Source organism: Curtobacterium sp. PvP017 (assembly GCF_054060195.1).
Genome location: NZ_JBSSCY010000004.1, coordinates 60,197 through 86,232, shown reverse-complemented (window position 1 = coordinate 86,232; position 26,036 = coordinate 60,197). Strand labels below are relative to the sequence as shown.

26 protein-coding genes are annotated in these 26,036 nt (G+C 72.1%); 25 read left to right on the top strand and 1 reads right to left on the bottom strand.

What is annotated here, in order from left to right; genetic code table 11:
- Window positions 1–4 precede the first annotated feature (4 nt).
- From pyrR to ACVKXF_RS09725, 11 genes are read left to right on the top strand one after another with little or no spacing between them, the layout of a single operon-like run.
- Entirely contained in the window at window positions 5–595 is a 591-nt protein-coding gene (pyrR, locus tag ACVKXF_RS09775) for a bifunctional pyr operon transcriptional regulator/uracil phosphoribosyltransferase PyrR (RefSeq protein WP_456795591.1), read from the top strand.
- Window positions 595–1,569 carry an aspartate carbamoyltransferase catalytic subunit gene (locus ACVKXF_RS09770; protein ID WP_222657812.1) on the top strand — a complete coding sequence of 325 codons (975 nt, stop codon included), beginning with the start codon at window positions 595–597 and terminating at the stop codon, window positions 1,567–1,569. The genes pyrR and ACVKXF_RS09770 overlap by 1 nt, the downstream gene beginning before the upstream one ends.
- The gene (locus tag ACVKXF_RS09765; protein WP_456795590.1) at window positions 1,566–2,924 is read left to right on the top strand and encodes a dihydroorotase; all 1,359 of its coding nucleotides are present in this window, start codon (window positions 1,566–1,568) and stop codon (window positions 2,922–2,924) included. The genes ACVKXF_RS09770 and ACVKXF_RS09765 overlap by 4 nt, the downstream gene beginning before the upstream one ends.
- Window positions 2,921–3,484: a PH-like domain-containing protein gene (locus tag ACVKXF_RS09760; protein WP_456795589.1), complete on the top strand. Its 564-nt coding sequence runs from the start codon at window positions 2,921–2,923 to the stop codon at window positions 3,482–3,484. Before ACVKXF_RS09765 ends, ACVKXF_RS09760 begins: the two co-directional genes overlap by 4 nt.
- The gene (gene carA / locus ACVKXF_RS09755) at window positions 3,481–4,680 is read left to right on the top strand and encodes a glutamine-hydrolyzing carbamoyl-phosphate synthase small subunit (RefSeq protein ID WP_456795588.1); all 1,200 of its coding nucleotides are present in this window, start codon (window positions 3,481–3,483) and stop codon (window positions 4,678–4,680) included. The genes ACVKXF_RS09760 and carA overlap by 4 nt, the downstream gene beginning before the upstream one ends.
- Window positions 4,680–7,973 carry a carbamoyl-phosphate synthase large subunit gene (gene carB / locus ACVKXF_RS09750; protein WP_222657808.1) on the top strand — a complete coding sequence of 1,098 codons (3,294 nt, stop codon included), beginning with the start codon at window positions 4,680–4,682 and terminating at the stop codon, window positions 7,971–7,973. The genes carA and carB overlap by 1 nt, the downstream gene beginning before the upstream one ends.
- Entirely contained in the window at window positions 7,970–8,854 is an 885-nt protein-coding gene (pyrF, locus tag ACVKXF_RS09745) for an orotidine-5'-phosphate decarboxylase (RefSeq protein ID WP_456795587.1), read from the top strand. Before carB ends, pyrF begins: the two co-directional genes overlap by 4 nt.
- Window positions 8,851–9,783 carry a guanylate kinase gene (gene gmk / locus ACVKXF_RS09740; RefSeq protein WP_456795586.1) on the top strand — a complete coding sequence of 311 codons (933 nt, stop codon included), beginning with the start codon at window positions 8,851–8,853 and terminating at the stop codon, window positions 9,781–9,783. Before pyrF ends, gmk begins: the two co-directional genes overlap by 4 nt.
- Window positions 9,784–9,810: 27 nt before the next feature.
- The gene (gene rpoZ / locus ACVKXF_RS09735) at window positions 9,811–10,074 is read left to right on the top strand and encodes a DNA-directed RNA polymerase subunit omega (RefSeq protein ID WP_114849971.1); all 264 of its coding nucleotides are present in this window, start codon (window positions 9,811–9,813) and stop codon (window positions 10,072–10,074) included.
- A 5-nt stretch (window positions 10,075–10,079) separates the two neighbouring features.
- The gene (metK, locus tag ACVKXF_RS09730; protein ID WP_340197629.1) at window positions 10,080–11,291 is read left to right on the top strand and encodes a methionine adenosyltransferase; all 1,212 of its coding nucleotides are present in this window, start codon (window positions 10,080–10,082) and stop codon (window positions 11,289–11,291) included.
- A gap of 8 nt (window positions 11,292–11,299) precedes the next feature.
- A complete protein-coding gene (locus ACVKXF_RS09725; RefSeq protein ID WP_456795585.1) occupies window positions 11,300–13,297 on the top strand; it encodes a primosomal protein N' family DNA-binding protein in 1,998 nt (665 codons plus the stop codon).
- 83 nt (window positions 13,298–13,380) lie between these two features.
- On the opposite strand, the gene ACVKXF_RS09720 is transcribed toward ACVKXF_RS09725, so the two are convergent.
- On the bottom strand, window positions 13,381–13,836 hold the full coding sequence (locus tag ACVKXF_RS09720; RefSeq protein WP_123312459.1) for a DUF4383 domain-containing protein: 456 nt from the start codon (window positions 13,834–13,836) through the stop codon (window positions 13,381–13,383).
- 96 nt (window positions 13,837–13,932) lie between these two features.
- On the opposite strand from ACVKXF_RS09720, the gene ACVKXF_RS09715 reads away from it, so the two are divergent.
- The 14 genes from ACVKXF_RS09715 (at window position 13,933) to lgt (ending at window position 26,019) form a co-directional block, all read left to right on the top strand.
- A complete protein-coding gene (locus tag ACVKXF_RS09715; protein ID WP_456795584.1) occupies window positions 13,933–14,868 on the top strand; it encodes a methionyl-tRNA formyltransferase in 936 nt (311 codons plus the stop codon).
- Window positions 14,865–16,439, top strand: a complete 1,575-nt coding sequence (locus tag ACVKXF_RS09710; RefSeq protein ID WP_456795582.1) for an RsmB/NOP family class I SAM-dependent RNA methyltransferase — start codon at window positions 14,865–14,867, stop codon at window positions 16,437–16,439. Before ACVKXF_RS09715 ends, ACVKXF_RS09710 begins: the two co-directional genes overlap by 4 nt.
- A gap of 47 nt (window positions 16,440–16,486) precedes the next feature.
- Complete coding sequence (gene rpe, locus ACVKXF_RS09705; RefSeq protein ID WP_123312466.1) at window positions 16,487–17,146, top strand: ribulose-phosphate 3-epimerase; 660 nt, start codon at window positions 16,487–16,489, stop codon at window positions 17,144–17,146.
- Window positions 17,147–17,205: 59 nt separating this feature from the next.
- Window positions 17,206–17,469, top strand: coding sequence for a phosphoribosyl-ATP diphosphatase (locus tag ACVKXF_RS09700; RefSeq protein ID WP_456795581.1), 264 nt, complete (start codon window positions 17,206–17,208; stop codon window positions 17,467–17,469).
- A gap of 46 nt (window positions 17,470–17,515) precedes the next feature.
- Window positions 17,516–18,355 (top strand): ATP phosphoribosyltransferase, encoded by an 840-nt coding sequence (hisG, locus tag ACVKXF_RS09695; protein ID WP_123312468.1) that lies wholly within the window; start codon window positions 17,516–17,518, stop codon window positions 18,353–18,355.
- On the top strand, window positions 18,352–19,137 hold the full coding sequence (hisF, locus tag ACVKXF_RS09690; protein ID WP_260233020.1) for an imidazole glycerol phosphate synthase subunit HisF: 786 nt from the start codon (window positions 18,352–18,354) through the stop codon (window positions 19,135–19,137). Before hisG ends, hisF begins: the two co-directional genes overlap by 4 nt.
- Before the next feature lie 51 nt (window positions 19,138–19,188).
- On the top strand, window positions 19,189–19,611 hold the full coding sequence (gene hisI, locus ACVKXF_RS09685) for a phosphoribosyl-AMP cyclohydrolase (RefSeq protein WP_456795580.1): 423 nt from the start codon (window positions 19,189–19,191) through the stop codon (window positions 19,609–19,611).
- On the top strand, window positions 19,608–21,152 hold the full coding sequence (locus tag ACVKXF_RS09680; RefSeq protein ID WP_456795579.1) for an anthranilate synthase component I: 1,545 nt from the start codon (window positions 19,608–19,610) through the stop codon (window positions 21,150–21,152). Before hisI ends, ACVKXF_RS09680 begins: the two co-directional genes overlap by 4 nt.
- Window positions 21,149–21,814 carry a Trp biosynthesis-associated membrane protein gene (locus ACVKXF_RS09675; RefSeq protein ID WP_123312472.1) on the top strand — a complete coding sequence of 222 codons (666 nt, stop codon included), beginning with the start codon at window positions 21,149–21,151 and terminating at the stop codon, window positions 21,812–21,814. Before ACVKXF_RS09680 ends, ACVKXF_RS09675 begins: the two co-directional genes overlap by 4 nt.
- The gene (locus ACVKXF_RS09670) at window positions 21,811–22,050 is read left to right on the top strand and encodes an HGxxPAAW family protein (protein WP_185021341.1); all 240 of its coding nucleotides are present in this window, start codon (window positions 21,811–21,813) and stop codon (window positions 22,048–22,050) included. Before ACVKXF_RS09675 ends, ACVKXF_RS09670 begins: the two co-directional genes overlap by 4 nt.
- Before the next feature lie 16 nt (window positions 22,051–22,066).
- Window positions 22,067–22,852 carry an indole-3-glycerol phosphate synthase TrpC gene (gene trpC / locus ACVKXF_RS09665; protein ID WP_123313093.1) on the top strand — a complete coding sequence of 262 codons (786 nt, stop codon included), beginning with the start codon at window positions 22,067–22,069 and terminating at the stop codon, window positions 22,850–22,852.
- Between the two features lie 64 nt (window positions 22,853–22,916).
- Entirely contained in the window at window positions 22,917–24,131 is a 1,215-nt protein-coding gene (trpB, locus tag ACVKXF_RS09660; RefSeq protein WP_123312475.1) for a tryptophan synthase subunit beta, read from the top strand.
- Window positions 24,128–24,922: a tryptophan synthase subunit alpha gene (gene trpA / locus ACVKXF_RS09655; protein ID WP_123312477.1), complete on the top strand. Its 795-nt coding sequence runs from the start codon at window positions 24,128–24,130 to the stop codon at window positions 24,920–24,922. Before trpB ends, trpA begins: the two co-directional genes overlap by 4 nt.
- A 98-nt stretch (window positions 24,923–25,020) precedes the next feature.
- Complete coding sequence (gene lgt / locus ACVKXF_RS09650) at window positions 25,021–26,019, top strand: prolipoprotein diacylglyceryl transferase (RefSeq protein WP_456795578.1); 999 nt, start codon at window positions 25,021–25,023, stop codon at window positions 26,017–26,019.
- Window positions 26,020–26,036: the final 17 nt, after the last annotated feature.

The following is a 26,036-nucleotide window of genomic DNA, read 5'->3' as shown; positions in this document are numbered from 1 at the left end:
TTTAATGCCGTCCAGTGAGGCGGGGAAGGGGGTCGACGTGGGTACCAGAACGGTCCTGCAGCAACCCGACATCACGCGCGCTCTGACGCGCATCGCACACGAGATCCTCGAGGCCAACCACGGCGGCTCGGACCTCGTGCTCCTGGGGATCCCGACCCGCGGCGCGGTCCTGGCGGAACGGCTCGGCCGGATCCTGGCCGACATCGAGCCGGAGTGGGCATCTGCCGCCGGGACCGAGCGTGTCGGCACGCTCGACGTCACGATGCACCGTGATGACCTCGGCCACGGCATCGGCCGCGCGCCGCACCGCACCGTCATCCCCGCCGGCGGCATCGACGGCAAGGTCGTCGTGCTCGTCGACGACGTCCTGTACTCGGGCCGCACGGTCCGGGCAGCGCTCGACGCCCTGCAGGGTATCGGCCGCCCGCGTGCCGTCCGCCTCGCCGTGCTCGTCGACCGTGGCCACCGCGAGCTGCCGATCCGCGCCGACCACGTCGGCAAGAACCTGCCGACCGCGTCCGACGAGCGGGTCACCCTGCACCTGTCCGAGACCGACGGCGACGACACCGTGTTCATCGAGCAGGGGGTGGCGTGATGCGGCACCTGCTCTCCACCGCCGACCTGTCGCGTGACCAGGCCGTGCACATCCTCGACGTCGCCGAGGAGATGGCCGAGGTCAACACGCGCGAGGTCCGGAAGCTCCCGGCGCTGCGCGGCAAGACCGTCGTGAACCTGTTCTTCGAGGACTCGACGCGCACGCGCATCTCGTTCGAAGCGGCAGCGAAGCGCCTGTCGGCCGACGTCATCAACTTCGCGGCCAAGGGCTCGAGCGTCTCCAAGGGCGAGTCCCTGAAGGACACCGTGCAGACCCTCGGCGCCATGGGCATCGACGGGATCGTGATGCGGCACGGCTCGTCCGGTGCCCCGCGCGTGCTCGCCGACGCCGACTGGATCGACGTCCCCGTGGTGAACGCCGGCGACGGGACGCACGAGCACCCGACGCAGGCGCTGCTGGACGCCTTCACCATGCGCCGCCGCCTGCACGGTGCGGGGTCGCGCGGACAGGGCCTCGACGGCGTCCGGGTCCTGATCGTCGGCGACGTGCTGCACAGCCGCGTCGCCCGGTCGAACGCGTGGCTGCTCCGGACCCTCGGGGCGAGCGTGACCTTCGCCGCACCGCCGACGCTGCTGCCCGCGACGACGACGCCGTTCGGGGCGGCCGTGCACCACGACCTTGACGCCGCCCTGGCCGAGGACCCGGACGTCGTGATGACGCTCCGCATCCAGCAGGAGCGGATGAACGACGCGTTCTTCCCGAACCCGCGCGAGTACACGCGGCACTGGGGCCTGACGGCTGCGCGGTTCGCACGGCTGTCGGAGCGCACGCTGATCATGCACCCCGGTCCGATGAACCGCGGGCTGGAGATCGCCGGCATCGCGGCCGACGACCCGCGCTCGACGGTGGTCGAGCAGGTCGAGAACGGCGTCTCGGTCCGCATGGCGGTCCTCTACCTGGCCCTGACCGGCAGTGACGCGACCACCACCGAAGCGAAGGAGTCAGCCGCATGACCGCCCACCTGATCCGCGGCGCGCAGTTGGTCGACGGCACGCGCGCCGACATCCGTCTGCAGGACGGCCGCATCACGGCGGTCGGGTCCGGTGTGGACGCGGGCGGCGCGACGGTCGTCGACGCCGACGGGCTCATCGCCCTGCCCGGCCTCGTCGACCTGCACACCCACCTGCGCGAGCCCGGGCACGAGGAGTCCGAGACGGTCCTGACGGGTTCGCGCGCCGCCGCGGCCGGGGGCTTCACCGCCGTGAACGCGATGGCGAACTCGAGCCCGGTCGCCGACACCGCCGGTGTCGTCGAGCAGGTCCAGGCGCTCGGCGACGACGCCGGCTACGTCACCGTCCGCCCGATCGGCGCGGTGTCGCAGGGGCTGCAGGGCACGCACCTGTCCGAGATCGGTGCCATGGCGACCTCGCGGGCGAAGGTCCGGGTGTTCTCGGACGACGGTTCCTGCGTCGCCGACCCGCTGCTCATGCGCCGCGCGCTCGAGTACATCAAGGGCTTCGGCGGTGTGCTCGCGCAGCACGCGCAGGAACCCCGCCTGACCATCGGCGCGCAGATGAACGAGGGCCGGCTGTCGTCGGAGCTCGGGCTCGCGGGCTGGCCGGCCGTGGCGGAAGAGGCGATCATCGCCCGTGACGTCCTGCTCGCCGACCACGTGGGCGCACGACTGCACGTCTGCCACGTGTCGACCGCCGGCAGCGTCGAGGTGATCCGCTGGGCCAAGTCCCGCGGCATCGACGTCACCGCCGAGGTCACGCCGCACCACCTCGTGCTCACCGAGGACCTCATCGCCGGGCACGACGGCGCCCCCGGGTACGACGCCCGCTACAAGGTGAACCCGCCGCTCCGGGCACGCGAGGACGTCGACGCCCTGCGCGCGGCCCTGGCCGACGGCACCATCGACATCGTCGCGACCGACCACGCACCGCACACCGCCGAGGCGAAGTGCTGCGAGTGGCCGGCCGCGGCGAACGGCATGGTCGGCCTCGAGTCGGCGCTCAGCGTCGTGCAGTCCGCCGTCGTCGCGTCGGGCCAGCTCGACTGGGCCGACGTCGCACGGGTCCTGTCCGAGGCGCCCGCCCGCATCGGCCAGGTGGAGGGCCACGGCCAGCGACTCGCCGAGGGCGCACCCGCCGAGGTCACGCTCTACGACCCGTCGGCCAGCCGCGAGTTCGCGGTCGCCGACCTCGCCGGACAGTCGCAGAACTCGCCGTACCTCGGCATGACCCTGCCCGGCCGGGTCGTCGCGACGTTCCACCTGGGCGCGCCGACGGTGCTCGACGGCCGCCTGGTGGACGCCGACACCGTGGCCGCGCACGCCGCGGCGCTCCGGACGGGGGCGCGCGCATGAGCGGCGACGCCGCGCGCTGGCTGCTCGGCGGGGTGATCCTGCTCGCGGTCGCCGCGCTGTTCGTCGCCATGGCGCGCACCTGGCGGACGCGGACCAGGAAGCAGGCGGAATCCGTGCCTCCCGTCCCCGTCCCGACCACGGTCGGACCGGCGGCCGGGTCCTGGGACGGCTTCTCCGTCGCGACGACCCGCGCCGACCAGCCGCTGGAACGCATCACCGCCGGCGGACTCGGGTTCCGGGGCCGCGGTGGCGTGACCGTCCACGAGACCGGTGTGGTCCTGCGACTCGCCGGGGCGGACGACCGGTGGATCGCACGTGCTGCGGTCCGCGGTGCCGACCGCTCGACGTGGGCGATCGACCGCGTGGTCGAGCCCGGGGGACTGGTCCGTCTGCGATGGACGGCGACCGGCGCCGCAGGTGCGACGGACCTCGACACGTACTTCCGGTTCCCGGAGGGTGACGCAGCCGCGCTGCTCGCCCTGCAGGGACTGACCGAGACCGGGCCGCAGGCGACTGCGGCCGATGCCCCGCGAACCGCGGGCGAAGGGAAGAAAGCATGACACGCGAACGGGCCGTCCTGGTCCTCGAAGACGGCACCCGGTACGACGGCTGGGCCTACGGCGCCCGTGGGCGCACGCTCGGCGAGGTGGTCTTCGCGACCGGCATGACCGGGTACCAGGAGACGCTGACCGACCCCTCCTACGCCGGCCAGATCGTGGTGCAGACCGCGCCGCACATCGGCAACACCGGTGTGAACGACGAGGACCCCGAGTCCCGTCGCATCTGGGTCGCCGGGTACGTGGTGCGCGACCCCAGCCGCGTGGTGTCGAACCACCGCGCGAACGCGTCGCTCGACGACCACCTGGTGCGCGACGGCATCGTCGGCATCTCCGGGATCGACACCCGCGCCCTGACGCGCCGGATCCGCGATGCCGGGGCCATGAAGGGCGGCGTCTTCAGCGGTGCCGACGCGGCGCTGCCGGAGTCGGAGCAGCTGGACGCCGTCCGGTCGCAGGCCACGATGGCGGGTGCGAGCTTCTCGTCGATCGTGTCCACCCCCGAGACGTACGTGGTGCCGGCCGAGGGCGAGCAGATCGGCCGACTGGCCGTGCTCGACCTGGGCGTGAAGGCATCGACCACCCGCTACCTCGCCCAGCGCGGGTTCGAGGTGCACGTGGTGCCGCAGGACATCAGCGCCGCCGACCTGGAAGCCCTGGCACCGGACGCGCTCTTCTACTCGAACGGCCCAGGGGACCCGGCCGCGTCGGACGCCCAGGTCGAACTGCTGCAGGAGAGCCTGCGGACCGGGCGCCCGTTCTTCGGCATCTGCTTCGGCAACCAGCTGCTCGGGCGCGCGCTCGGCTTCGGCACCTACAAGCTGCCCTTCGGTCACCGCGGCATCAACCAGCCGGTGCTCGACACCACCACGGGCAAGGTCGAGATCACGAGCCAGAACCACGGCTTCGCGGTCGACGCGCCCCTGGGCCAGGTGCTCGAGTCGCCGGCCGGGTTCGGCCGCGTCGAGGTCTCGCACTACTCGCTGAACGACGACGTGGTCGAGGGCCTGCGTGCGCTCGACGTCCCCGCGTTCAGCGTGCAGTACCACCCCGAGGCCGCCGCTGGTCCGCACGACAGCATGTACCTCTTCGACCGGTTCGCGGACCTGGTGCGCGCGCGACGTGACGGGGAGCCGCTCGATGCGGCCACCGCCGACGCGACCACTCCCGCAGCAGACATCACCAAGGAAGCGAACTGATGCCCAAGCGCGCAGACATCAACTCCGTCCTCGTCATCGGGTCCGGCCCGATCGTCATCGGTCAGGCCGCCGAGTTCGACTACTCCGGCACCCAGGCGTGCCGCGTCCTCCGTGCCGAGGGCGTCCGGGTCATCCTCGTCAACCCGAACCCGGCGACGATCATGACCGACCCCGACTTCGCCGACGCGACCTACATCGAGCCGATCACGAACGCGTGCCTCGAGGAGATCATCCGCATCGAGAAGCCGGACGCCGTCCTGCCGACGCTGGGCGGCCAGACCGCCCTGAACGCGGCGATCGCGCTCGACGAGGCCGGCATCCTCGCAAAGCACGGCGTCGAGCTCATCGGCGCCAAGGTCGAGGCCATCCAGCGCGGTGAGGACCGCCAGCTCTTCAAGGAGCTCGTGCTCGAGTCCGGTGCCGACGTGGCCCGCAGCCACATCGCCCACACGCTGGAAGAGGCGAAGGAGTTCGCGAAGGACCTCGGCTACCCGCTGGTCGTCCGCCCCTCGTTCACCATGGGCGGTCTCGGTTCGGGCTTCGCGTACGACGAGGCCGAACTCGTCCGCTTCGTCGGTGACGGGCTGCAGTCCAGCCCGACGACCGAGGTCCTGCTCGAGGAGTCGATCCTCGGCTGGAAGGAGTACGAGCTCGAGCTGATGCGCGACAACTACGACAACACCGTCGTCATCTGCTCGATCGAGAACGTCGACCCGGTGGGCGTCCACACCGGCGACTCGATCACCGTCGCCCCGGCGCTCACGCTCACCGACCGCGAGTACCAGAACATGCGCAACATCGGCATCGACATCATCCGTCGGGTCGGCGTCGACACCGGTGGGTGCAACATCCAGTTCGCCGTCGACCCGTCGAACGGCCGCCTGATCGTCATCGAGATGAACCCGCGCGTCTCCCGCTCGTCGGCCCTGGCGTCGAAGGCCACGGGCTTCCCGATCGCGAAGATCGCCGCGAAGCTCGCCATCGGGTACCGCCTGGACGAGATCCAGAACGACATCACGAAGGTCACGCCGGCCAGCTTCGAGCCGACGCTCGACTACGTCGTCGTGAAGACCCCGCGTTTCGCGTTCGAGAAGTTCCCCGCGGCGGACGCCACGCTCACCACGACGATGAAGAGCGTCGGCGAGGCGATGGCCATCGGCCGCAACTACGCGACGGCACTGCAGAAGTCGCTGCGCTCGCTCGAGAAGCGCGGCTCGAGCTTCCACTGGGACACCCCGGCGGCGGAACTCGACAAGGACGCCCTGCTCGCGAAGTCCTCCGTCCCCACCGACGGCCGGATCGTCACGGTGCAGCAGGCCCTGGTCGCCGGCGCCACCGCGGACGAGGTCTTCGAGGCCACGAAGATCGACCCGTGGTTCATCGACCAGATCGTGCTCATCAACGAGGTCGCTGCCGAGGTCGCGGCCGCCGAGGAGCTCGACGCGGACACCGTCCGCTGGGCCAAGGAGCACGGTTTCAGCGACACCCAGATCGCGGCGCTCCGCAGCACCCCCGAGCACCCCGTCAGCGAGCAGCAGGTCCGCGACGAACGGCACGCCCTCGGCATCCGCCCCGTCTTCAAGACCGTCGACACCTGTGCCGGCGAGTTCCCGGCCCTGACGCCGTACCACTACTCGTCGTACGACGCCGAGACCGAGGTGGCCGCGAGCAACCGCAAGAAGGTCGTCATCCTGGGGTCCGGACCGAACCGCATCGGCCAGGGCGTCGAGTTCGACTACTCGTGCGTGCACGCGTCCTTCGCGCTGAGTGACGCCGGGTTCGAGACGATCATGATCAACTGCAACCCCGAGACGGTCTCCACCGACTACGACACCTCGGACCGGCTGTACTTCGAGCCGCTCACGGCCGAGGACGTCCTCGAGGTCATCGAGGCCGAGGCGGCATCGGGTGAGCTGGTCGGCGTCGTCGTGCAGCTCGGCGGCCAGACCGCCCTGGGCCTGGCGAAGCCGCTCGAGGCCGCGGGCATCCCGATCCTCGGGACCAGCCCGACGGCGATCGACTCGGCCGAGGAGCGCGGGCAGTTCTCCGCCATCCTCGACGCCGCGGGGCTGCTCGCACCGCGCAACGGCACCGCCCACGACCTTGCGAGCGCCACCGCGGTCGCCGAGGAGATCGGCTACCCGGTCCTCGTCCGCCCGTCCTTCGTGCTCGGCGGCCGCGGCATGGAGATCCTGTACGACTCCCCGTCGCTCGCCGACTACTTCGACCGGATGGCCGACCAGGCGATCATCGGCCCGGAGCTCCCGCTCCTCGTCGACCGGTTCCTGGACGACGCGGTGGAGATCGACGTCGACGCGCTCTTCGACGGCGAGCGGCTCTACATCGGCGGCATCATGGAGCACCTGGAAGAAGCGGGCATCCACTCCGGCGACTCCGCGTGCACCCTGCCCCCGGTCGGCCTCGGCCGCGCCGAGATCCAGGGCGTCGTCGACGCGACCGAGAAGATCGCCCGCGGCATCGGCGTGCAGGGTCTGCTCAACGTCCAGTTCGCCATCGGTGCCGGGGTGCTCTACGTCCTCGAGGCGAACCCGCGCGCCAGCCGCACGGTCCCGTTCGTCTCGAAGGCGCTCGGCATCCCGCTGGCGAAGGCCGCGTCCCGCATCATGACCGGCACCAGCGTCGACGAGCTCGTCGCCGAGGGCATGCTGCCGGCCCGCGACGGGGCGTTCGTCCCGATGGAGGCCCCGGTCGCCGTGAAGGAGGCCGTGCTGCCCTTCCGCCGCTTCCGCACCCGCGAGGGGCAGGTCGTCGACTCGGTGCTCAGCCCCGAGATGCGTTCCACCGGCGAGGTGATGGGCATCGACCGTGACTTCCCGCGGGCGTTCCTCAAGTCGCAGGACGCCGCGTACGGCGGCCTGCCGACCAGCGGCACGGTCTTCGTGAGCGTCGCGGACACCGACAAGCGCGCCATCGTGCTGCCGGTGCACCGTCTGCAGCAGCTCGGCTTCACGATCATCGCGACCGAGGGCACGGCGGAGATCCTCCGTCGCAACGGCATCGAGGTCGGCATCGTCGGCAAGTACAGCCAGGGTGGCGAGAGCGTCGTCGACCTGCTGACGCGCAACGAGGTCGACATCGTCATCAACACGCCGTCGGGTGCCGCCGGTCGTGCGGACGGGTACGAGATCCGCGCGGCCACGGTCGCCGCGGACAAGCCGCTGTTCACGACGATCGCGCAGATCGGTGCGGCGGTGGCGGCGATCGAGACGATCGGCACGCCGCTCAACGTCCGCAGTCTGCAGGACTACGCGCGGGAGCGCGCGACCTGGTGAGCGACGGACGGTCGGGAGGCCCGGCCTCCTTCGGCGATCGGCTCGCGTCCGCCATGGGCGAGCGTTCAACGCTCTGCGTCGGCATCGACCCCCACGCCACCACCCTGGCGGCGTGGGGGCTCGGCCGCGACGAGCAGGGGCTGATCGCCTTCGGCGCGGCCCTGGTCGACGCGGCCGCCGGCCGCGCGGCGATCGTGAAGCCGCAGATCGCCTTCTTCGAGGCGGCCGGGGTGGCGGGCTACCGTGCGCTCGACGCGACGATCCGTCGGGCACGCGATGCGGGCCTCCTGGTCGTCGCCGACGTGAAGCGGGGCGACATCGGGACCACCGGTGACGACTACGCGCTGGCGTGGCTGGACCGTGACGGGCCGTTCGCGGCCGACGCCATGACGGTCTCGCCGTACCTGGGGTACGGCTCGCTCCGGGGCACGATCGACGTCGCGCGCCGGAACGGTGCCGGGGTCTTCGTGCTCGCCGCGACGAGCAACCCCGAGGCCCGGGTGCTGCAGACCGCGGTGCTGGCGGAGGGACCGCGTACCGGCCGGACGGTCGCGGCCGGTATCGTCTTGGACGTGGCAGACGACAACCGGTCCGTGGGCGACCAGGCCCTGGGCGACGTCGGGCTCGTGCTCGGCGCGACCCTTCACCTCGACGACTTCGGCATCGACGCGGACGCGATCGGCACCGCACCGGTGCTCGCCCCGGGCTTCGGTGCCCAGGGGGCCCGGATCGAGGACCTCCGCGCGCTGTACGGCTCGCGTGCCGAGCAGGTGCTCGTGAGCGAGTCGCGGGGTCTGCTGACCGACGGTCCGGACGGGGTCGCAGCGCTCGTCGCCGACCGCGCCGACCGCATCGTCGCCGCACTCGGAGCAGCGGCATGACCGCTGACGGCGCGGACCGTGACGACCAGCCGGCCCACCGCACCCCACCGGAGGTCGACCGTGTCGCGGCCGCCCAGGCCGCGGTCGCCGCGCGACGCGCCCGAGCCGCTGTGAAGGCCGCGATCGCGTCGGAGGAGCGGTCCGCGCTCGAGGTCGCACGCTCGGCGTGGGACGACGCCCTGGTCGAGACGACCTCGGCGGAACGCTCGCTCCGGGTCCGCGACCTGCTCGTCAGCCTGCCCGGCATCGGCCCGGCACGCGCCGAGTCGATCATGGGCACGCTGCGCATCGCGCCCTCGAAGCGTCTCGGGGGACTCGGCAGCAGGCAGCGCACGGCCCTGGCCGACTGGCTCGCCGCCCGCGGTCGCAAGCGCGGTGCGTCGAAGCTCGTGGTGCTCGCCGGACCGACGGCCGTCGGCAAGGGCACGGTGAGCGCGTACATCCGCGAGCAGTACCCCGACGTCAACCTCAGTGTCTCCGCCACGACCCGCAAGCCCCGTCCGGGCGAGGTCGACGGCGTGCACTACTACTTCGTCGACGACGCCGAGTTCGACCGGATGATCCGCGAACGCGAGCTGCTCGAGTGGGCCACGGTGCACAACTCGTACCGGTACGGCACCCCGCGGCCGCCGATCGACCGCGCGCTCGACGCCGGCGAGCGGGTCATGCTCGAGATCGACCTGCAGGGTGCTCGTCAGGTCCGTGACGCCATGCCCGAGGCCGTCCTCGTGTTCCTGCTGCCCCCGACGTGGGAAGAACTGGTGCGCCGGCTGATCGGCCGCGGTACCGAGTCGCCCGAGGAACAGGCGCGTCGACTCGACACCGCGAAGGTCGAACTGGCCGCCCAGGACGAGTTCGACGTCCGCATCGTGAACTCCGATGTCGGCACCGCGGCACGACAGGTCGTAGACTTGTTCTCTGCGCCCTGACGGGTGCACCGACGACGAGGAGACTCCATGGCCAACCCCCAGGGCATCATCGACCCGCCCATCGACGACCTGCTCAGCAAGGTCGAGTCGAAGTACGCGCTCGTCATCTTCGCTTCCAAGCGCGCGCGCCAGATCAACGACTACTACGCCGACCTGCACGAGGGCTCGCTCTTCGACAACGTCGGCCCGCTCGTCGACTCGACGATCGACGACAAGCCGCTGTCCGTGGCTCTGCACGAGATCAACGAGGACAAGCTCACCGTCACCAAGCAGCAGCAGCCCTCCGACTGATCCCGGTGACTGCAGCTGCTCTGCGCCTCTTCACGTCCGAGTCGGTGACCGAGGGGCACCCCGACAAGATCTGCGACCAGATCTCGGACAGCATCCTCGACGCCCTGCTCACGGTGGACCCGAACGCTCGGGTCGCCGTCGAGACGATGGTGACGACCGGCCTCGTGCACGTCGCGGGCGAGGTCACGACCTCGGGCTACGTCGAGATCCCCAAGCTCGTCCGTGACGTCATCACGGGCATCGGCTACAACTCGTCGGACGTCTCCTTCGACGGCGCCACGTGCGGCGTCGAGGTGTCGATCGGCGCGCAGTCGCCGGACATCGCGCAGGGCGTCGACGAGTCGCTCGACTCCCGCACCGGCGCCGTCGACCCGCTCGACCGCCAGGGCGCCGGGGACCAGGGCATCATGTTCGGCTTCGCGACGAACGAGACCCCCGAGTACATGCCGGTCGCGATCTGGCTGGCGCACCGCCTGGCCGAGCGGCTGGCCGCCGTCCGCAAGTCCGGCGAGCTGTCGTTCCTGCGCCCGGACGGCAAGACGCAGGTCACCGTCGGCTACGACGGCGTCGTGCCGAAGACCGTCGAGACCGTCGTGCTCTCCACGCAGCACTCGCCGAGCGTCACGCTCGACGAGCTCACCGCGGCGATCACCGAGCACGTGATCCGTCCGGTGCTCGACCTCGTCGACCTCGACTCGTCGCACGTCGACGTCATCGTGAACCCGACCGGTCGCTTCGAGATCGGCGGCCCGCAGGGCGATGCCGGACTCACCGGCCGCAAGGTCATCGTCGACACCTACGGCGGGGCATCCCGTCACGGCGGCGGCGCGTTCAGCGGCAAGGACCCGTCGAAGGTCGACCGTTCTGCGGCGTACGCCCTCCGCTGGGTCGCGAAGAACGCGGTCGCCGCGGGGCTCGCCGACCGGCTCGAGGTGCAGGTCGCCTACGCGATCGGCCGCGCCAAGCCCGTCGGGCTCTACGTCGAGACGTTCGGCACCGGGCACGTCGACGACGCCACGATCGAAGCCGCGATCCGCCAGGTCTTCGACCTGCGTCCGGCCGCGATCATCCGCGACCTCGACCTGCTCCGTCCGATCTACGCGCAGACCGCGACCTACGGGCACTTCGGCCGCGAACTGCCCGGGTTCACCTGGGAGCAGCTCGACCGCGTCGAGGAGCTCCGCGCCGCCGCAGGGCTCCTGACCGCCGCCGTCTGAGGCACCGCGTGACCACCGTCGCGCGCGTCGTCCTCGACTCGCCGCTCCCGCAGTTGGACCGTCTGTTCGACTACCGGGTGCCGGCCGAGCTCGAGGACGACTGCGTGCCGGGGGTCCGCGTGAAGGTCCCGCTCCGAACCGGGGCCCGGATGTCCGACGGCTACGTCGTCGAGATCGTCGACGAGGGCGACTACCCGGGCGAGCTCAGCGCGATCGAGACCCTGGTGTCACCCGTCCCGGTCCTCGCGCCGGAGATCTGGAAGCTCGCCCGCGCCGTGGCCGACCGCGCCGCCGGTGTGGCGTCCGACGTCCTCCGCCTGGCCGTGCCGACACGGCAGGTCCGGGCCGAGAAGGCCTGGCTCGCGCGCGACCCGTCGTGGTCGCCGCCGACGGTGACCGCCCCGCCGGTGACCGGCTACGCGGAGGGCATGCTCGAAGGGGTGATCGCGGAGCACGACCGCGCTGCGGTGGCCGCCGTGCCGCACCCGGTGGCGCTGCCCGGGTCGCCGGACGACGCCGACGCGGAGCCCGTGTGGGTCCCCGGGTGGGCCGCGACGCTCGCCCAGGCGGCCGCTCACACCCTCGCGGCCGAGCAGTCCGCCGTCATCGCCGTCCCGGACTTCCGCGACGTCATCGACCTCGAACGCGCCCTGCTCGCGGTGCTGCCACCGGAACGCGTCGTGCGCTTCGACGCCAAGCAGACGAACGGGCAACGGGCGAAGGCCCTGTTGCAGGCGCGCACGCACCCCGTCGTCGCCATCGGCAACCGCACGGCGGTGTACGCGCCCGCCACCGACCTCGGGCTCATCGCGATGTGGGACGACGGCGACGCCTCGTTCATCGAGCAGCGTGCGCCGTACGTGCACACGCGCGACGTCGCGCTGGTGCGCGCTGCGCAGTCCGGTGCCGCCCTGCTGTTCGTCTCGCACGCCCGCAGCACCGACGTGCAGCGGCTCGTCGAACTCCACTGGCTGCAGGACGTCACGCCGTTCCGGGTGAAGACCCCGAAGGTCATCCCGACCGTTCAGCAGACCTCGGCAGAGGGGTACGCCGCACAGGCACGCATCCCCAGCTCCGCCTGGCGTGCGGCGCGCGAGGCCAGCCAGCACGGGCCAGTGCTCGTGCAGGTCGCGAGCCCCGGGTTCGGCACCGGACTCGTCTGCGCCGAGTGCGGCGAACGGGCGCACTGCCGGATCTGTGGCGGCCCGCTCGGCAGTCCGCACCGCGGTGCCACCCCGCAGTGCCGCTTCTGCGGTGCACTCGCGGTCGGCTTCCGCTGCCCGACGTGCGGCAACGGCACCGTGAAGCCCGTGGGGCAGGGCGCCCAACGCACCGCGGACGAACTCGGGCGGGCGTTCCCCGGTACCCGGATCGTGGTGGCCGACGGCTCACGCCCGCTCGACGAGGTCCCCGCGAGACCGTCCGTCGTCGTCGCGACCCGTGGTGCCGAGCCGAGCGTGCCCGGTGGGTACGCGTGCGTGCTGCTGCTCGACGGCGAGAAGATGCTCGCGCGTGAAGGGCTCCGCGTGCAGGAGGACGTGCTCCGGTTCTGGACCAACGCCGCCGCGAAGGGCGCTCCCGGGGCCGAGGCCTACCTGGTCGGCATCGGCGGCAAGCTCGCGACCGCGATGGCCCTGTGGCGGCTCGACGGCCCCGCGCACGACGAACTCACCGACCGCCGCGAGCTGCACTTCCCGCCGGCGGTCCGCGTCGCGACGATGACCGGCACCGACGAGGCCGTGACCGCCGCGGTCGAGGCCCTCGAGGGGGCGACCGCCGGTCCGGTCCTCGGTCCGGTCCCGGTGGAGGACGACGCCCTGCCCGGCACGGTCCGGGCGATCGTGCGGTTCCCGTACGCCCACGGCGCCGAGGTCGCGGCGACCCTGAAGGCCGAGGTGATCCGGCGCTCGTCGACCCGCCGGGTGCTCAAGGGCGGCAACCGGCGTCGGGCGGCACCGACGCTGCGGGTCCGGCTCGACGACGCCGAACCGTTCAGCGAGGTCTGACCCGCCGGCTGCCGACGCAGGTCGACATCCTCGACGTCGTACGACGACGAGGATGTCGTTCCGGATCGATGACCGACCGCGGGTCAGGCGCCGACCGGGCGAGGACGCTCGCGCGGGAACACCACGCCGAGCGCGACCATGCCGACCGCGAGCACGAGGTGCAGCCAGTTGTCCGCCCAGTTCAGCGGCACGAAGTTCGCACCGGAGGAGTGCCCGGCCGTGAAGAGCCCGTAGACCCAGAGCACGAAGTAGACGACCCCGCCGAGCACCAGGTACATCCTCGAACCGGTGGCGTACCCGGCGGCGAGCACCCCGACGACCCCGAACAGCAGGTGCACGATGTTGTGCAGCACCGACACCTGGAAGAGCCCGAGCAGCATCGCCATCGAGCCGTGGCCGGCACCCCCGAGGTCGCCCGTGGTCAGCCCCGGCACGAAGCCGGCGATCCCGACGAGCAGGAACACGACGCCGACGAGCAGCGCGACCTTCTGAATGCTGGACCCTGCGAAGCGGTTGGTGGACGTGGTGACGTCGGACATGGGAACCCCTCTCGTGCTGTGCCGCAGACCGTACCCACCCGGCCGAGGCCCGGTTCGGGTCAGTCCGGCGAGCGCGCTCGTGGGAGGATCGAACCCATGCGTCTCGTCGTCGCCGGCAGCCCCGCTGCGGCCGTCCCCACCCTCCGTCGCCTGGCGGCGTCCGACCACGAGATCGCCGCGGTCCTCACGCGTCCGCCGACACCGCAGGGCCGGAAGCGCGTGCTGACGCCGACACCGGTCGCGCAGGTCGCCGCGGAGCTCGGACTGCCCGTCATCGAGGCGAGCCGCGTCGACGCCGACGTCACCGCGCGCATCGCCGACCTCGACGTCGACCTCGGCGTCATCGTCGCCTACGGGGCGTTGCTCCGACGCCCCGCGCTCGACGCCCCGCGCCTCGGCTGGGTCAACCTGCACTTCTCCGACCTGCCGGCGTACCGCGGCGCCGCGCCGGTCCAGCGGGCCGTGATGGCGGGGGACACCCGCACCGCCGCGTCGGTCTTCCAGCTCGTCGAGGCGCTCGACGCCGGTCCGGTGTACGCCGCCGACCCGTTCGACATCGACCCGGAGGCGACCTCCGGCCAGGTCCTCGCCGCCATGGCCGAGTCCGGCGCCGAGACGGTCGCCCGGGTGGTCGACGACATCGCCGCCGGCGCGGCCGTCGCGACCGAGCAGACCGGTGCGCCGACGCTCGCGCCGAAGCTCACGATCGACGACGGGCGCATCGACTTCGGTGCTCCGGCGACCGTCGTGCACGCCCGCCTGCGCGGGGTCACCCCCGAGCCCGGCGCGTACGCCCACCTCGGCGAGACCCGGGTGAAGCTGCTCCGCAGCAACCGGCTGACGGGAGGCACGGGGGACCCCGCCCCGCAGCTCGCGCCCGGTGCGCTGGCACTCCACGGCGGCCGGCTGCTGGTCGGGACCGCCGACACCCCGCTGGCGCTGCTCGAGGTGCAGCCGGCCGGCAAGAAGGCGATGGACGCCGCAGCCTGGGCCCGCGGCCTGGGTGAACTGGACGGGAAGGTCCTCGCATGAGCCAACCGACGAACACCCGTGGCGCCCGCCGCGGCCCGCGCCCCGCGAACGCCCGACGTGTCGCGTTCGACGTGCTCCGTGCCGTCCAGGTCGACGACGCCTACGCGAACCTGCTGCTGCCGACCCGCATCCGCCGTGCCGGCCTCACCGCCCGCGACGCCGCGTTCGCGACCGAGCTCACCTACGGCTCGATCCGGATGCTCGGCCGCTACGACGTCATCATCGCGCTGGCCTCCGGTCGTCGGCCCGAGAACATCGAGGCCGACGTCCTCGACGTCATGCGGCTCGGCGCCCACCAGCTGCTCGCGATGCGCACCCCGACGCACGCCGCGGTCGACGCCACGGTCGAGCTCGCGCGCGAGGTCGGTGCCCGCCGCGCAACCGGCTTCGTGAACGCCGTGATGCGCAAGATCGCGGCGCGCACCGACGCGGAGTGGGACGCGCAGATCACCGCGGGCCGTGGCGGCGACGCGCTGCTCGCCACCCGGTGGTCGCACCCGGTCTGGGTCGTCTCGGCACTGCGCGACGCCCTGGCCGCCGAACGCTCCCGCGACGAGCTCGCCGCCCTGCTCGCCGCCGACAACGCCGCGCCCCGGGTGCAGCTCGCCGCGCTGCCCGGGCTCGCCACCGACGAGGACATCGCCACCGCGACCGCGCGCACGGTGCCCGACGCAGACGAGGACGCCGCTGCCGCGTTCGCCGACGCGACCGGTACGGACGACGTCCCCGCGGCCCTGGTGCCGGCCGACGACGAACCGGAGGCCGACGGCGCGACCGGCACCGTGCCTCCCGTCCGGACCGCCGACCCCGTGCCGGACGCCGACGCCCTGCCGGTCTCGCCCGTCGGGATCCGGGGCATCTCCGGTGACCCCGCGCGCGTGCCGGGCGTCGCCGCCGGTCGCCTGCGCGTGCAGGACGAGGGCTCGCAGCTCGCCGCCCTCGCGCTGAGCCGGTCGTCCGATGTCCGCGCGGGTGAGCGCTGGCTCGACATGTGCGCCGGCCCCGGCGGCAAGGCCGCGCTGCTCGCCGCCGAGGCGCAGCAGGGCGGTGCGACCCTCGTCGCGAACGAGCTCGTGCCGGCGCGCGCCGGACTCGTGCGGAACGCGCTCGGCGTGTTCGGCGACCACGTCCGCGTCGTCGAGGGCGACGCGAGGCGCTACGGCCGTGACGGCACCGGCATGACGTTCGACCGCATCCTGCTCGACGCGCCGTGCACGGGCCTCGGCGCCCTGCGTCGTCGGCCGGAGGCGCGCTGGCGGAAGACCCCCGAGGACGTCCAGGAGCTCGCGGCACTGCAGACCGAGCTGCTCGACGCCGCGGTCCGGGTGCTCGCACCGGGTGGGACGCTCGCGTACGTGACGTGCTCGCCGCACCTGGCGGAGACGCGCGGGCAGGTCGACGCGCTGATGGGGCGGCACGGCGACGTGCTCGAGCAGCTCGAGACCGCGTCGATCGTCCGCGGGGTCGCCGCTCGCGACCCGGAGATCGCGGACGGGAACACGGCGCAGCTCTGGCCGCACCGGGTCGGGACGGACGCGATGTTCATCGCGTTGCTCCGCCGCGTGGGCTGAGCGTCGCGGCGGGCCGGGTGTCGGCCACGCGCCGGTAGGCTTGCCGGGTGACGATCCGCATCTCGCCGAGCATCCTCTCCGCCGACTTCGCGAACCTCGAGCGTGAACTCCACCGCATCGAGACCGCCGACCTGGTGCACGTCGACGTGATGGACAACCACTTCGTACCGAACCTCACGCTCGGCCTGCCGATCGTCGAGCGCCTGCAGCAGGTGTCCCCGGTGCCGCTCGACGTGCACCTCATGGTGACCGACGCCGACGTCAACGCGCCGAAGTACGCCGAGACCGGTGCGTCGAGCGTCACGTTCCACTTCGAGGCAGCCGACGACCCGGTGGCGACCGCCGCCGCGATCCGGTCGAACGGCGCCCGCGCGGCCGTCGCCGTGAAGCCCGGCACCCCGATCACGCAGGTGCTGCACCACCTCGACGCCTACGACATGATCCTGCTCATGACCGTCGAGCCCGGGTTCGGCGGCCAGTCGTTCATGCCGTCCGTGATGCCGAAGCTCGCCGATGCCCGTGCGGCCGTGGACGCCTCCGGGCTCGACGTGTGGCTCGAGGTCGACGGCGGCATCTCGGTGGACACCGTGCCCGAGGCCGTGCGCAGCGGCGCCGACACGCTCGTCGCGGGGTCGGCCGTCTACGGCGGTGAACCCGCCCAGCGCATCACCGACCTGCGCGAAGCGGCTGCCCGGGCGCGGGCATGAGCGCGACCCGTCCGGACGGTACGTCGGAAGCGTCAGCGGAGACCGGTAGCCTGGACCGCGTGAAGACGTTCGACGACCTGTTCCAGGAGCTCACCGAGAAGGCGCGCACGCGCCCCGAGGGCTCCGGCACCGTCGCCGAACTGGACGCCGGCGTGCACCAGATCGGCAAGAAGATCGTGGAAGAAGCAGCCGAGGTCTGGATGGCGGCCGAGTACGAGGGCGACGAGCGCACCTCGGAGGAGATCTCGCAGCTCCTGTACCACCTGCAGGTGCTCATGGTCGCGAAGGGGCTGTCCCCGGCGGACGTCTGGCGACATCTCTGATCCGCTGATCAGCCGCCGACACCCCGACCAGAAAGCAGACCTCCTGATGCTCCGCATCGCCGTGCCCAACAAGGGTTCCCTGTCCGAGACCGCGTCCGACATGCTGCGCGAGGCCGGGTACGCCGGTCGGCGTGACCCGAAGGCGCTGCACCTGCTCGACGAGCGCAACGGTGTCGAGTTCTTCTTCCTCCGCCCGCGCGACATCGCGACCTACGTCGGTTCCGGTGCGCTCGACGTCGGCATCACCGGGCGCGACCTGCTGCTCGACTCCGGCTCCGAGGCGCACGAGGTCGACGCGCTCGGCTTCGCGGACTCCACCTTCCGGTTCGCCGGCACGCCGGGCCGCTTCAGCACCCTGCAGGACCTCGACGGGGTCCGCGTCGCGACGAGCTACCCGGGCCTGGTGGGGGACTTCCTCACCCGCCACGGCGTGACCGCCACGCTCGTCAAGCTCGACGGCGCGGTCGAGAGCGCCGTGCGCCTCGGGGTCGCCGACGCCGTGGCCGACGTCGTGTCGACGGGCAGCACGCTGCGACAGGCCGGCCTCGAGATCTTCGGACCGGTCATCCTCGAGTCGACGGCGCTGCTGGTGTCGACCGACGAGACGATCCCCGGCATCGACGTGCTCCGTCGTCGGCTGCAGGGCGTGCTCGTCGCCCGCGGCTACGTCATGCTCGACTACGACATCCCGACCGCCCTGCTCGAGCAGGCGACGGCGGTCGCCTCCGGCATCGAGTCGCCGACGGTGTCGCCGCTGCACGGCCGCGACTGGTCCGCGGTGCGCGTGATGATCCCGCGCGACGACGCGAACCTGATCATGGACGCCCTGTACGACCTCGGCGCCCGTGCGATCCTCGTCAGCCCGATCCACGCGGCCCGACTGTGACCGCGGCAGCCACGGCGCTCGGCGGCGTGGCCGTCCGGGTCATCCCGTGCCTCGACGTCAAGGGCGGCCGGGTCGTCAAGGGCGTCAACTTCCTCGACCTGCAGGACGCCGGTGACCCCGTCGAGCTCGCCGCCCGCTACTACGAGCAGGGTGCCGACGAGCTGACCTTCCTCGACGTGGGCGCCACGGTCGAGAACCGCGCCACGATGTACGACACGGTCACCCGCACCGCCGAGCAGGTCTTCATCCCGCTCACGGTGGGCGGCGGCGTCCGCTCCGTCGACGACGTCTCCCGCCTGCAGCAGTGCGGCGCGGACAAGATCGGCGTGAACAGCGCCGCGATCGCCCGGCCCGACCTGGTCGGCGAGATCGCCGACCGTTTCGGCGCGCAGGCCGTCGTGCTGTCGCTCGACGTCAAGCGCTCCGACCGGACCGCGTCCGGCTTCGTGGTCACCACGCACGGCGGCCGCACCGAGACGGACATCGACGCGATCGCCTGGGCGCGTGACGCCGTCGAGCGCGGCGCGGGGGAGCTGCTCGTCAACTCCATCGACGCGGACGGCACGAAGAACGGGTTCGACCTCGAACTCGTGACCGCGGTGCGCTCGGTCGCGCGCGTCCCGGTCATCGCCTCGGGAGGCGCGGGTCGGGTCGAGCACTTCGCCCCCGCCGTCGACGCGGGTGCGGATGCCCTCCTCGCCGCGTCCGTCTTCCACCGTGGCGAGATGACGGTGGGCGACGTCAAGGCCGCGCTGCGCGCGACCGGCCACGCCGTCCGCTGAAGCGCCGAACCGCCGCCTTCCGCCGATCCGCCGCCGTAGGCTAGGAGTCTCATGACCGACAGCACCAGCACCGACACCGAGGCGGTCCTCGACCGCGCACGTTTCGGTGCGGACGGGCTGCTCCCCGCCATCGTGCAAGAGGAGTCGTCGAAGGACGTCCTCATGCTCGGGTACATGGATCGGGAAGCGCTCCGCCGCACCCTCACCGAGGGGCGCGTGACCTTCTGGTCGCGGTCGCGGAACGAGTACTGGCGGAAGGGCGACACCTCGGGGCACGCCCAGTACGTGCGCGGTGCCGCGCTGGACTGCGACGACGACACGCTCCTCGTCACGGTGCAGCAGGTCGGGGCCGCGTGCCACACCGGTGCGCACCGGTGCTTCGACGTCGACCCGCTGACGCCCGTGACCGCATCTGCGCCGACGGACGCGACCGCGTCTGCCCCGGCCGAGACGGCAGTGGAGGCGACCCGATGACGACCGCGACGATCTCCGACGCGCCGCACACGACCTCCCGGCCGGAGTTCGACGCCCTGCTGGGCGACCACCGTGTCGTCCCGGTGGTGCGCGCGCTGTACGCCGACAGCGAGACGCCGGTCGGCGTCTACCGCAAGCTCGCCGACGGCCGTCCCGGGTCGTTCCTGCTCGAGTCCGCCGGCCAGGGCGGCCTCTGGTCGCGCTGGTCGTTCGTCGGCGTGCGGAGCTTCGGCGTCCTGACGCAGGACGGCGACCGCGCCGCCTGGATCGACACCGGCATCGACGCCGAGCGCGCCGTCGGATCGCTCGACGGCGAACCGCTCGAGGTCCTCGCGCGCCTGCACGAGCGCTGGGCCACTCCGCGGGTGCCCGGCTCGCCGCCGCTCGTCGGCGGGACCGTCGGGTTCATCGGCTGGGAGGCCGTCCGCCAGCTGGAGCACCTGCCGAACGTGCCGCCGGCCGACTTCGACGTGCCCGGACAGGCGCTGTCGTTCGTCTCCGAGCTCGTCGCGCTCGACCACCGCACGGGGCTCGTCCTGCTCGTCGCGAGCGTGCTCAACGACGGCACCGACGACGCCGACACCCTGTGGGCCGATGCGCAGCGCCGCCTCGACCGCCTGCAGGCCGACCTGGTGCAGCCGAGCGTCGCGACCGTCGCCGAGGCCTTCGAGATCGCCGAGCCGACGCCGACGCACCGCTCCACGCCGGACGAGTACATGGCCGCGGTCGAGCGCTCCAAGGAGTTCATCCGCGACGGCGACGTGTTCCAGGTCGTCGTCTCGCAGCGGTTCGACCACGAGGTGACGGCCGACCCGCTCGACGTGTACCGCGTGCTCCGGACCCTGAACCCGAGTCCCTACATGTACTTCCTCGCCCTGGCGGACACCGCCGACGAGCGCTACTGGATCGTCGGCGCCTCGCCCGAGGCGCTGGTGAAGGTGCAGTCCGGCCGCGCCATCACGCACCCGATCGCCGGGTCGCGCCCGCGCGGTGCGACCCCGGAAGAGGACGTCCGGTTCGGCGACGACCTGCTCGACGACCCGAAGGAGCGCGCCGAGCACCTGATGCTCGTCGACCTGGCCCGCAACGACCTGCAGAAGGTCTGCGAGCCCGGCAGCGTCGCGGTCACCGAGTTCATGACGGTCGAGCGGTTCAGCCACATCATGCACCTGGTGTCGAGCGTCGAGGGTGCGGTGCGGCCGGGGATGACCGCCATCGACGTGTTCCGGGCGACGTTCCCGGCGGGCACGCTGTCGGGCGCGCCGAAGCCCCGCGCGCTGGAGATCATCGACGAGCTCGAACCGGCGAAGCGCGGTGCCTACGCCGGGGTCGTCGGGTACTTCGACTTCGCCGGCGACGCGGACATCGCGATCGCGATCCGGACTGCCCTCATCAAGGACGGCGTGGCCCGCGTGCAGGCGGGCGCCGGCCTGGTGGCCGACTCCGACCCCGCGACCGAGCACGAGGAGACCATCAACAAGGCGGCCGCACCGCTGCGGGCCGTGGCCACGGCGAACCGGATGCGCGAGGTGCGCTCGTGAAGCGCTCGCGCCCGATCGTCGTCGTCGCCGGGCTGCTCGTCGCCGGCGTCATCATGCTCTCGTGGACGCAGACCTGGTTCACGGTGGACCTGCACGCCGGTGCTGCGGTCACCTCGACGGTCGACGCCGACGGAGCCGCGGTGGTGCCGCAGTACACCGCTCTGGCGATCGCGAGCCTGGCGCTGTTCCTCGCGATGACGATCGCGGGCCGGGTCCTGCGCGTCGTGCTCGCGTGCGTCGAGATCCTGCTCGGCGTCGGCGTCGTGGTCAGCGGCATCACCGCCCTCGGCGACCCGATCGCCGCCGCGAAGGGTGCGGTCGGCGAGGTGGCCGGGGTCAGCGACCTGGCCGCCGTGCGCCGTGTCGTGTCCGGAGTGGACGTGTCGCTCTGGCCGGCCGTCGGGATCGTCGGTGGCGTGCTCGCCGTGCTGCTCGGCATCGTCGTCATCGTGGTGCAGCGCGCCTGGCCCGGACCGAGCCGGAAGTACGGCGCGGCCACGGCGGGCGCTGCGGCCGACGCCCGCGCGAAGGCACCGGTCGAGCGGGACGCCGTCGTGGACTGGGACGACCTCAGTGCTGGGGTCGACCCGACCGCCGGCACGGTAGGATCGGATGGGCGTCGGTCGACCGACGACGCCGGAGCAGAACGAGGAGCACCGTGAGCAACACTGAGCCCGCAGAACTCGGCGAAGGCCACTCGCCGGCCGCCTGGACCGCCGTCGTGATCATGCTGATCGGATTCGCGGCAGGCACGCTGTTCTTCTGGTTCGACCAGGCGTGGGGCGTCTGGGCCTCTGCTGCGGTCGTCGTCATCGGGCTGGTCATCGGCGCGGTCATGGCGAAGGCGGGCTACGGCGTCAACGGTCCGAAGTACGTCGCCAAGCACCACGCCGAGTAGGACTCGCATGCCGAACGTGCTCGAGACCCTCGTCGCGGGCGCGCTCGAGGACGCCGCCGCCCGTCGTGTCGACCGTCCCTACTCGGACGTCGAACGCGACCTCGACCGGGTGGCGTCGCCGCTCGACGCCCTCGCGTTCCTCGCCCCGGGCGACCGGGTGAAGATCCTCGCCGAGGTCAAACGCGCCAGCCCGTCGCGCGGCTCGATGGCCCCGATCGAGGACCCGGCCGCACTCGCTGCCGACTACGAGCGCGGCGGCGCGTCGACGATCAGCGTCCTGACCGAGGGGCGCAAGTTCCTCGGCAGCCTCGCCGACCTCGAAGCCGTCAAGGCCCGTGTCGGCGTCCCCGTCCTGCGCAAGGACTTCATCGCCGACCCGTACCAGGTCGTCGAGGCACGGGCTGCCGGCGCCGACGTGGTGCTGCTCATCGTGGCAGCACTCGAGCAGCAGCAGCTGGTCGAGCTCCACACGCTGGCCGAAGAGCTCGGCATGCGCGTGCTGGTCGAGGCGCACTCCGCCGACGAGGTCTCACGCGGCCTGGACGCCGGCGCGCGGATCCTCGGCGTCAACGCGCGCGACCTCACCGACTTCTCGCTCGACCGCGACCTGTTCGGGTCCCTCGCCGACCGCATCCCCGACGGGGTCGTGCGCGTCGCGGAGTCCGCCGTGGCGGGTCCCGACGACGTCGCCCACTACCGCGCCGCGGGTGCCGACGTCGTCCTCGTCGGGGAAGCGCTCGTCACCGGCGCCGACCCCGCCACCACCCTCGCGTCGTTCATCGAGGCCGCCGACCGCGGCTGAACGTTCCACCCGTCCGACCATCGGCCCAGCCCGGTGCGTCGGACTCGTCCCGGGAAGACCCATCGTGACCTCACTCCGCGACCTGCACGGCCCCTACTTCGGTGATTTCGGGGGACGCTTCGTCCCCGAGTCGCTCGTCCTCGCGCTCGACGAACTCGAGGCAGCCTTCCGCACGGCCTGGGCCGACCCGGCGTTCCGTGCGGAACTCGACGAGCTCCAGCGCGACTACACCGGGCGTCCGTCGATCATCACCGAGGTGCCGCGGTTCGCGAAGCACGCCGGCGGTGCCCGGGTGATCCTCAAGCGCGAGGACCTCAACCACACCGGTTCGCACAAGATCAACAACGTGCTCGGCCAGGCGCTCGTGGCCCGACGGCTCGGCAAGACCCGCCTCATCGCGGAGACCGGTGCCGGCCAGCACGGCGTGGCCACCGCGACCGCCGCGGCGCTGTTCGGCATGGACTGCGTCGTGTACATGGGTGCCGTGGACACCGAGCGCCAGGCGCTCAACGTCGCCAGGATGCGGTTGCTCGGTGCCGAGGTGATCCCGGTCGAGACCGGATCGCGCACCCTCAAGGACGCCATCAACGAGGCACTCCGCGACTGGGTGGCGAACGTCGACTCGACCCACTACCTGCTCGGCACGGTCGCCGGCCCGCACCCGTTCCCGGAGATGGTGCGCGAGTTCCACAAGGTGATCGGCGAAGAGGCCCGCCAGCAGGTCCTCGACCGCGTCGGCCGTCTGCCGGACGCCGTCGCCGCGTGCGTCGGTGGCGGCTCGAACGCGATGGGCATCTTCGAGGCGTTCCTCGACGACGAGTCCGTCGCGCTGCACGGCTTCGAGGCCGGCGGCGACGGCGTCGAGACCGGTCGGCACGCCGCGAGCATCACCCTCGGACGCGAAGGCGTCCTGCAGGGTGCGAAGTCCTACCTCATGCAGGACGAGGACGGCCAGACCATCGAGAGCCACAGCATCTCCGCCGGGCTCGACTACCCGAGCGTCGGGCCGGAGCACGCGTACCTGGCGTCGATCGGCCGTGCGAAGTACGCGCCGATCACCGACACCGAGGCGATGGAGGCGTTCCGTCTGCTCAGCCAGACCGAGGGCATCATCCCCGCGATCGAGTCGTCGCACGCCCTGGCGGGTGCGATCAAGCTCGGCAAGGAGCTCGGCCCCGAGGGCGTCGTGCTCGTGAACCTGTCCGGCCGTGGTGACAAGGACGTCGCGTCCGCCAGTCGCTACTTCGGCATCCTCGACGAGAACGCGGTGCAGCTGTGACCACGAACCAGACCGTCGCCACGACGATCGACACCGCCAACGCCGAGCGTGCCGGTGCCGTCGTCGGCTACCTGCCCGCCGGCTACCCCGACGTGCAGACCAGTGTCGACGCCGCCGTCGCCCTCGCCGAGAACGGCGTGGACGTCATCGAGCTCGGCCTGCCGTACTCCGACCCCGTCATGGACGGCCCCGTCATTCAGCGTGCGGCGGAGGAGAGCCTGGCGAACGGCTTCCGGGTCGCGCAGGTCTTCGACGCCGTGCACCAGATCACCGAGCGCGCGGACGTGCCGGTGCTCGTGATGACGTACTGGAACCCGGTGCTCCGCTACGGCGTGGACCGGTTCGCCGACGACCTCGTCGCCGCGGGTGCCGCCGGCCTCATCACGCCCGACCTGATCCCCGACGAGGCCACCGAGTGGATGTCGTCGTCGGAGCGGACCGGACTCGACCGTGTGTTCCTCGCGGCACCGTCCTCCTCCGACGCCCGGATGCAGCAGGCGGTGGCGGCGAGCCGCGGCTTCGTCTACGCCGTGTCGACGATGGGCGTCACCGGAGCGCGCGCCGGCGTCGACGTCGCTGCGCGCACCGTGGTCTCCCGACTCCGCGACGCCGGCGTCGCACGGACCTGCGTCGGGCTCGGCATCTCGACCGCCGAGCAGGTCGCCGAGGTGCTCGAGTACGCGGACGGTGCGATCGTCGGCTCGGCGTTCGTCCGGGCTCTGGCCGACCTCGGCGTGCAGGGGGTCGCCGACCGCGCCGCCGACCTCACCACCGGCGCCCGCCGCTCCTAGTCCAGTTCCTGGCGGGCCCACGACCCGCGCTACAGTGAGCGGGGCCGACGACACGTCGACACCGCGCCCCGTCAGTTCCGAAAGGCGACCGTTCCTCCATGCCCCTCCTGAGCATCCCGAGCCCGAGCACCGCCTGGCAGTACTTCGACCTGACCGCCTGGCTGCGCGACGCGTTCGGTTGGTCGCTGCCGCTCGACTTCCGCATCCACGCCTACGCGATCTGCATCCTGCTCGGGATCGTCGCTGCGGTGCTGCTCGCCAACCGCCGCCTCAACGCACGCGGGGTGGAGCGCTGGATCATCATCGACATCGCGATCTGGGCGGTGCCCGCCGGGATCATCGGTGGTCGGCTCTTCCACGTGTTCACGCACGTGTCCGACTACTTCGGCCCCGGCATCGACCCGCTGTCGTTCCTGTACATCTGGGAGGGCGGGCTCGCCATCTTCGGTGCCCTGATCCTCGGTTCCGTCGGTGCGTGGATCGGCTGCCGACAGGTCGGTCTGCGGTTCACGTCCTTCATCGACGCGGTCGTGCCCGGGGTGCTGCTGGCGCAGGCGTTCGGCCGGCTCGGCAACTACTTCAACCACGAGCTCTTCGGCATGCCGACCAGCCTGCCCTGGGGCCTGCAGATCGAGTCGACGAACGCCGCGTTCCCGAAGGGCCTGCCCGAGGGCACGCTGTTCCACCCGACGTTCCTGTACGAGATCATCTGGAACGTCCTGGGCGTCGTCGTCATCCTGCTGCTCGACCGCAAGTTCACGCTGCAGTGGGGCAAGGTCCTCGCCCTGTACCTGATCTGGTACGGGGTCGGCCGGTCGTTCCTCGAGTCGATCCGCGTCGACACCAGCGAGACGTTCGCGGGCATCCGCACGAACGTCTGGATGTCGTTCGCCGCCATCCTGCTCGGCATCGTCATCTTCATCGTGCAGACCCGACGGCACACCGGCAAGGAGCCGAGCCCGTACCTGCCCGGTCGCGAGCCGCGTCCGAAGTCCGATGTAGACTCCGACGACACCTTCTCGGAGCACGAGGGCGACGACGACGACCTCGTGGTCCAGGGCTCCGGAGCGGTCACGACTCCCACTGACCGCGCCTAGGAGCACCCTCCCCGCCA

Coding starts and splice junctions, on each gene's coding strand:
- pyrR (WP_456795591.1), top strand. CDS start 5: ATGCCGTCCAGTGAGGCGGGGAAGGGGGTCGACGTGGGTACCAGAACG.
- ACVKXF_RS09770 (WP_222657812.1), top strand. CDS start 595: ATGCGGCACCTGCTCTCCACCGCCGACCTGTCGCGTGACCAGGCCGTG.
- ACVKXF_RS09765 (WP_456795590.1), top strand. CDS start 1,566: ATGACCGCCCACCTGATCCGCGGCGCGCAGTTGGTCGACGGCACGCGC.
- ACVKXF_RS09760 (WP_456795589.1), top strand. CDS start 2,921: ATGAGCGGCGACGCCGCGCGCTGGCTGCTCGGCGGGGTGATCCTGCTC.
- carA (WP_456795588.1), top strand. CDS start 3,481: ATGACACGCGAACGGGCCGTCCTGGTCCTCGAAGACGGCACCCGGTAC.
- carB (WP_222657808.1), top strand. CDS start 4,680: ATGCCCAAGCGCGCAGACATCAACTCCGTCCTCGTCATCGGGTCCGGC.
- gmk (WP_456795586.1), top strand. CDS start 8,851: ATGACCGCTGACGGCGCGGACCGTGACGACCAGCCGGCCCACCGCACC.
- rpoZ (WP_114849971.1), top strand. CDS start 9,811: ATGGCCAACCCCCAGGGCATCATCGACCCGCCCATCGACGACCTGCTC.
- ACVKXF_RS09720 (WP_123312459.1), bottom strand. CDS start 13,836: ATGTCCGACGTCACCACGTCCACCAACCGCTTCGCAGGGTCCAGCATT.
- ACVKXF_RS09715 (WP_456795584.1), top strand. CDS start 13,933: ATGCGTCTCGTCGTCGCCGGCAGCCCCGCTGCGGCCGTCCCCACCCTC.
- ACVKXF_RS09710 (WP_456795582.1), top strand. CDS start 14,865: ATGAGCCAACCGACGAACACCCGTGGCGCCCGCCGCGGCCCGCGCCCC.
- hisG (WP_123312468.1), top strand. CDS start 17,516: ATGCTCCGCATCGCCGTGCCCAACAAGGGTTCCCTGTCCGAGACCGCG.
- hisI (WP_456795580.1), top strand. CDS start 19,189: ATGACCGACAGCACCAGCACCGACACCGAGGCGGTCCTCGACCGCGCA.
- ACVKXF_RS09680 (WP_456795579.1), top strand. CDS start 19,608: ATGACGACCGCGACGATCTCCGACGCGCCGCACACGACCTCCCGGCCG.
- lgt (WP_456795578.1), top strand. CDS start 25,021: ATGCCCCTCCTGAGCATCCCGAGCCCGAGCACCGCCTGGCAGTACTTC.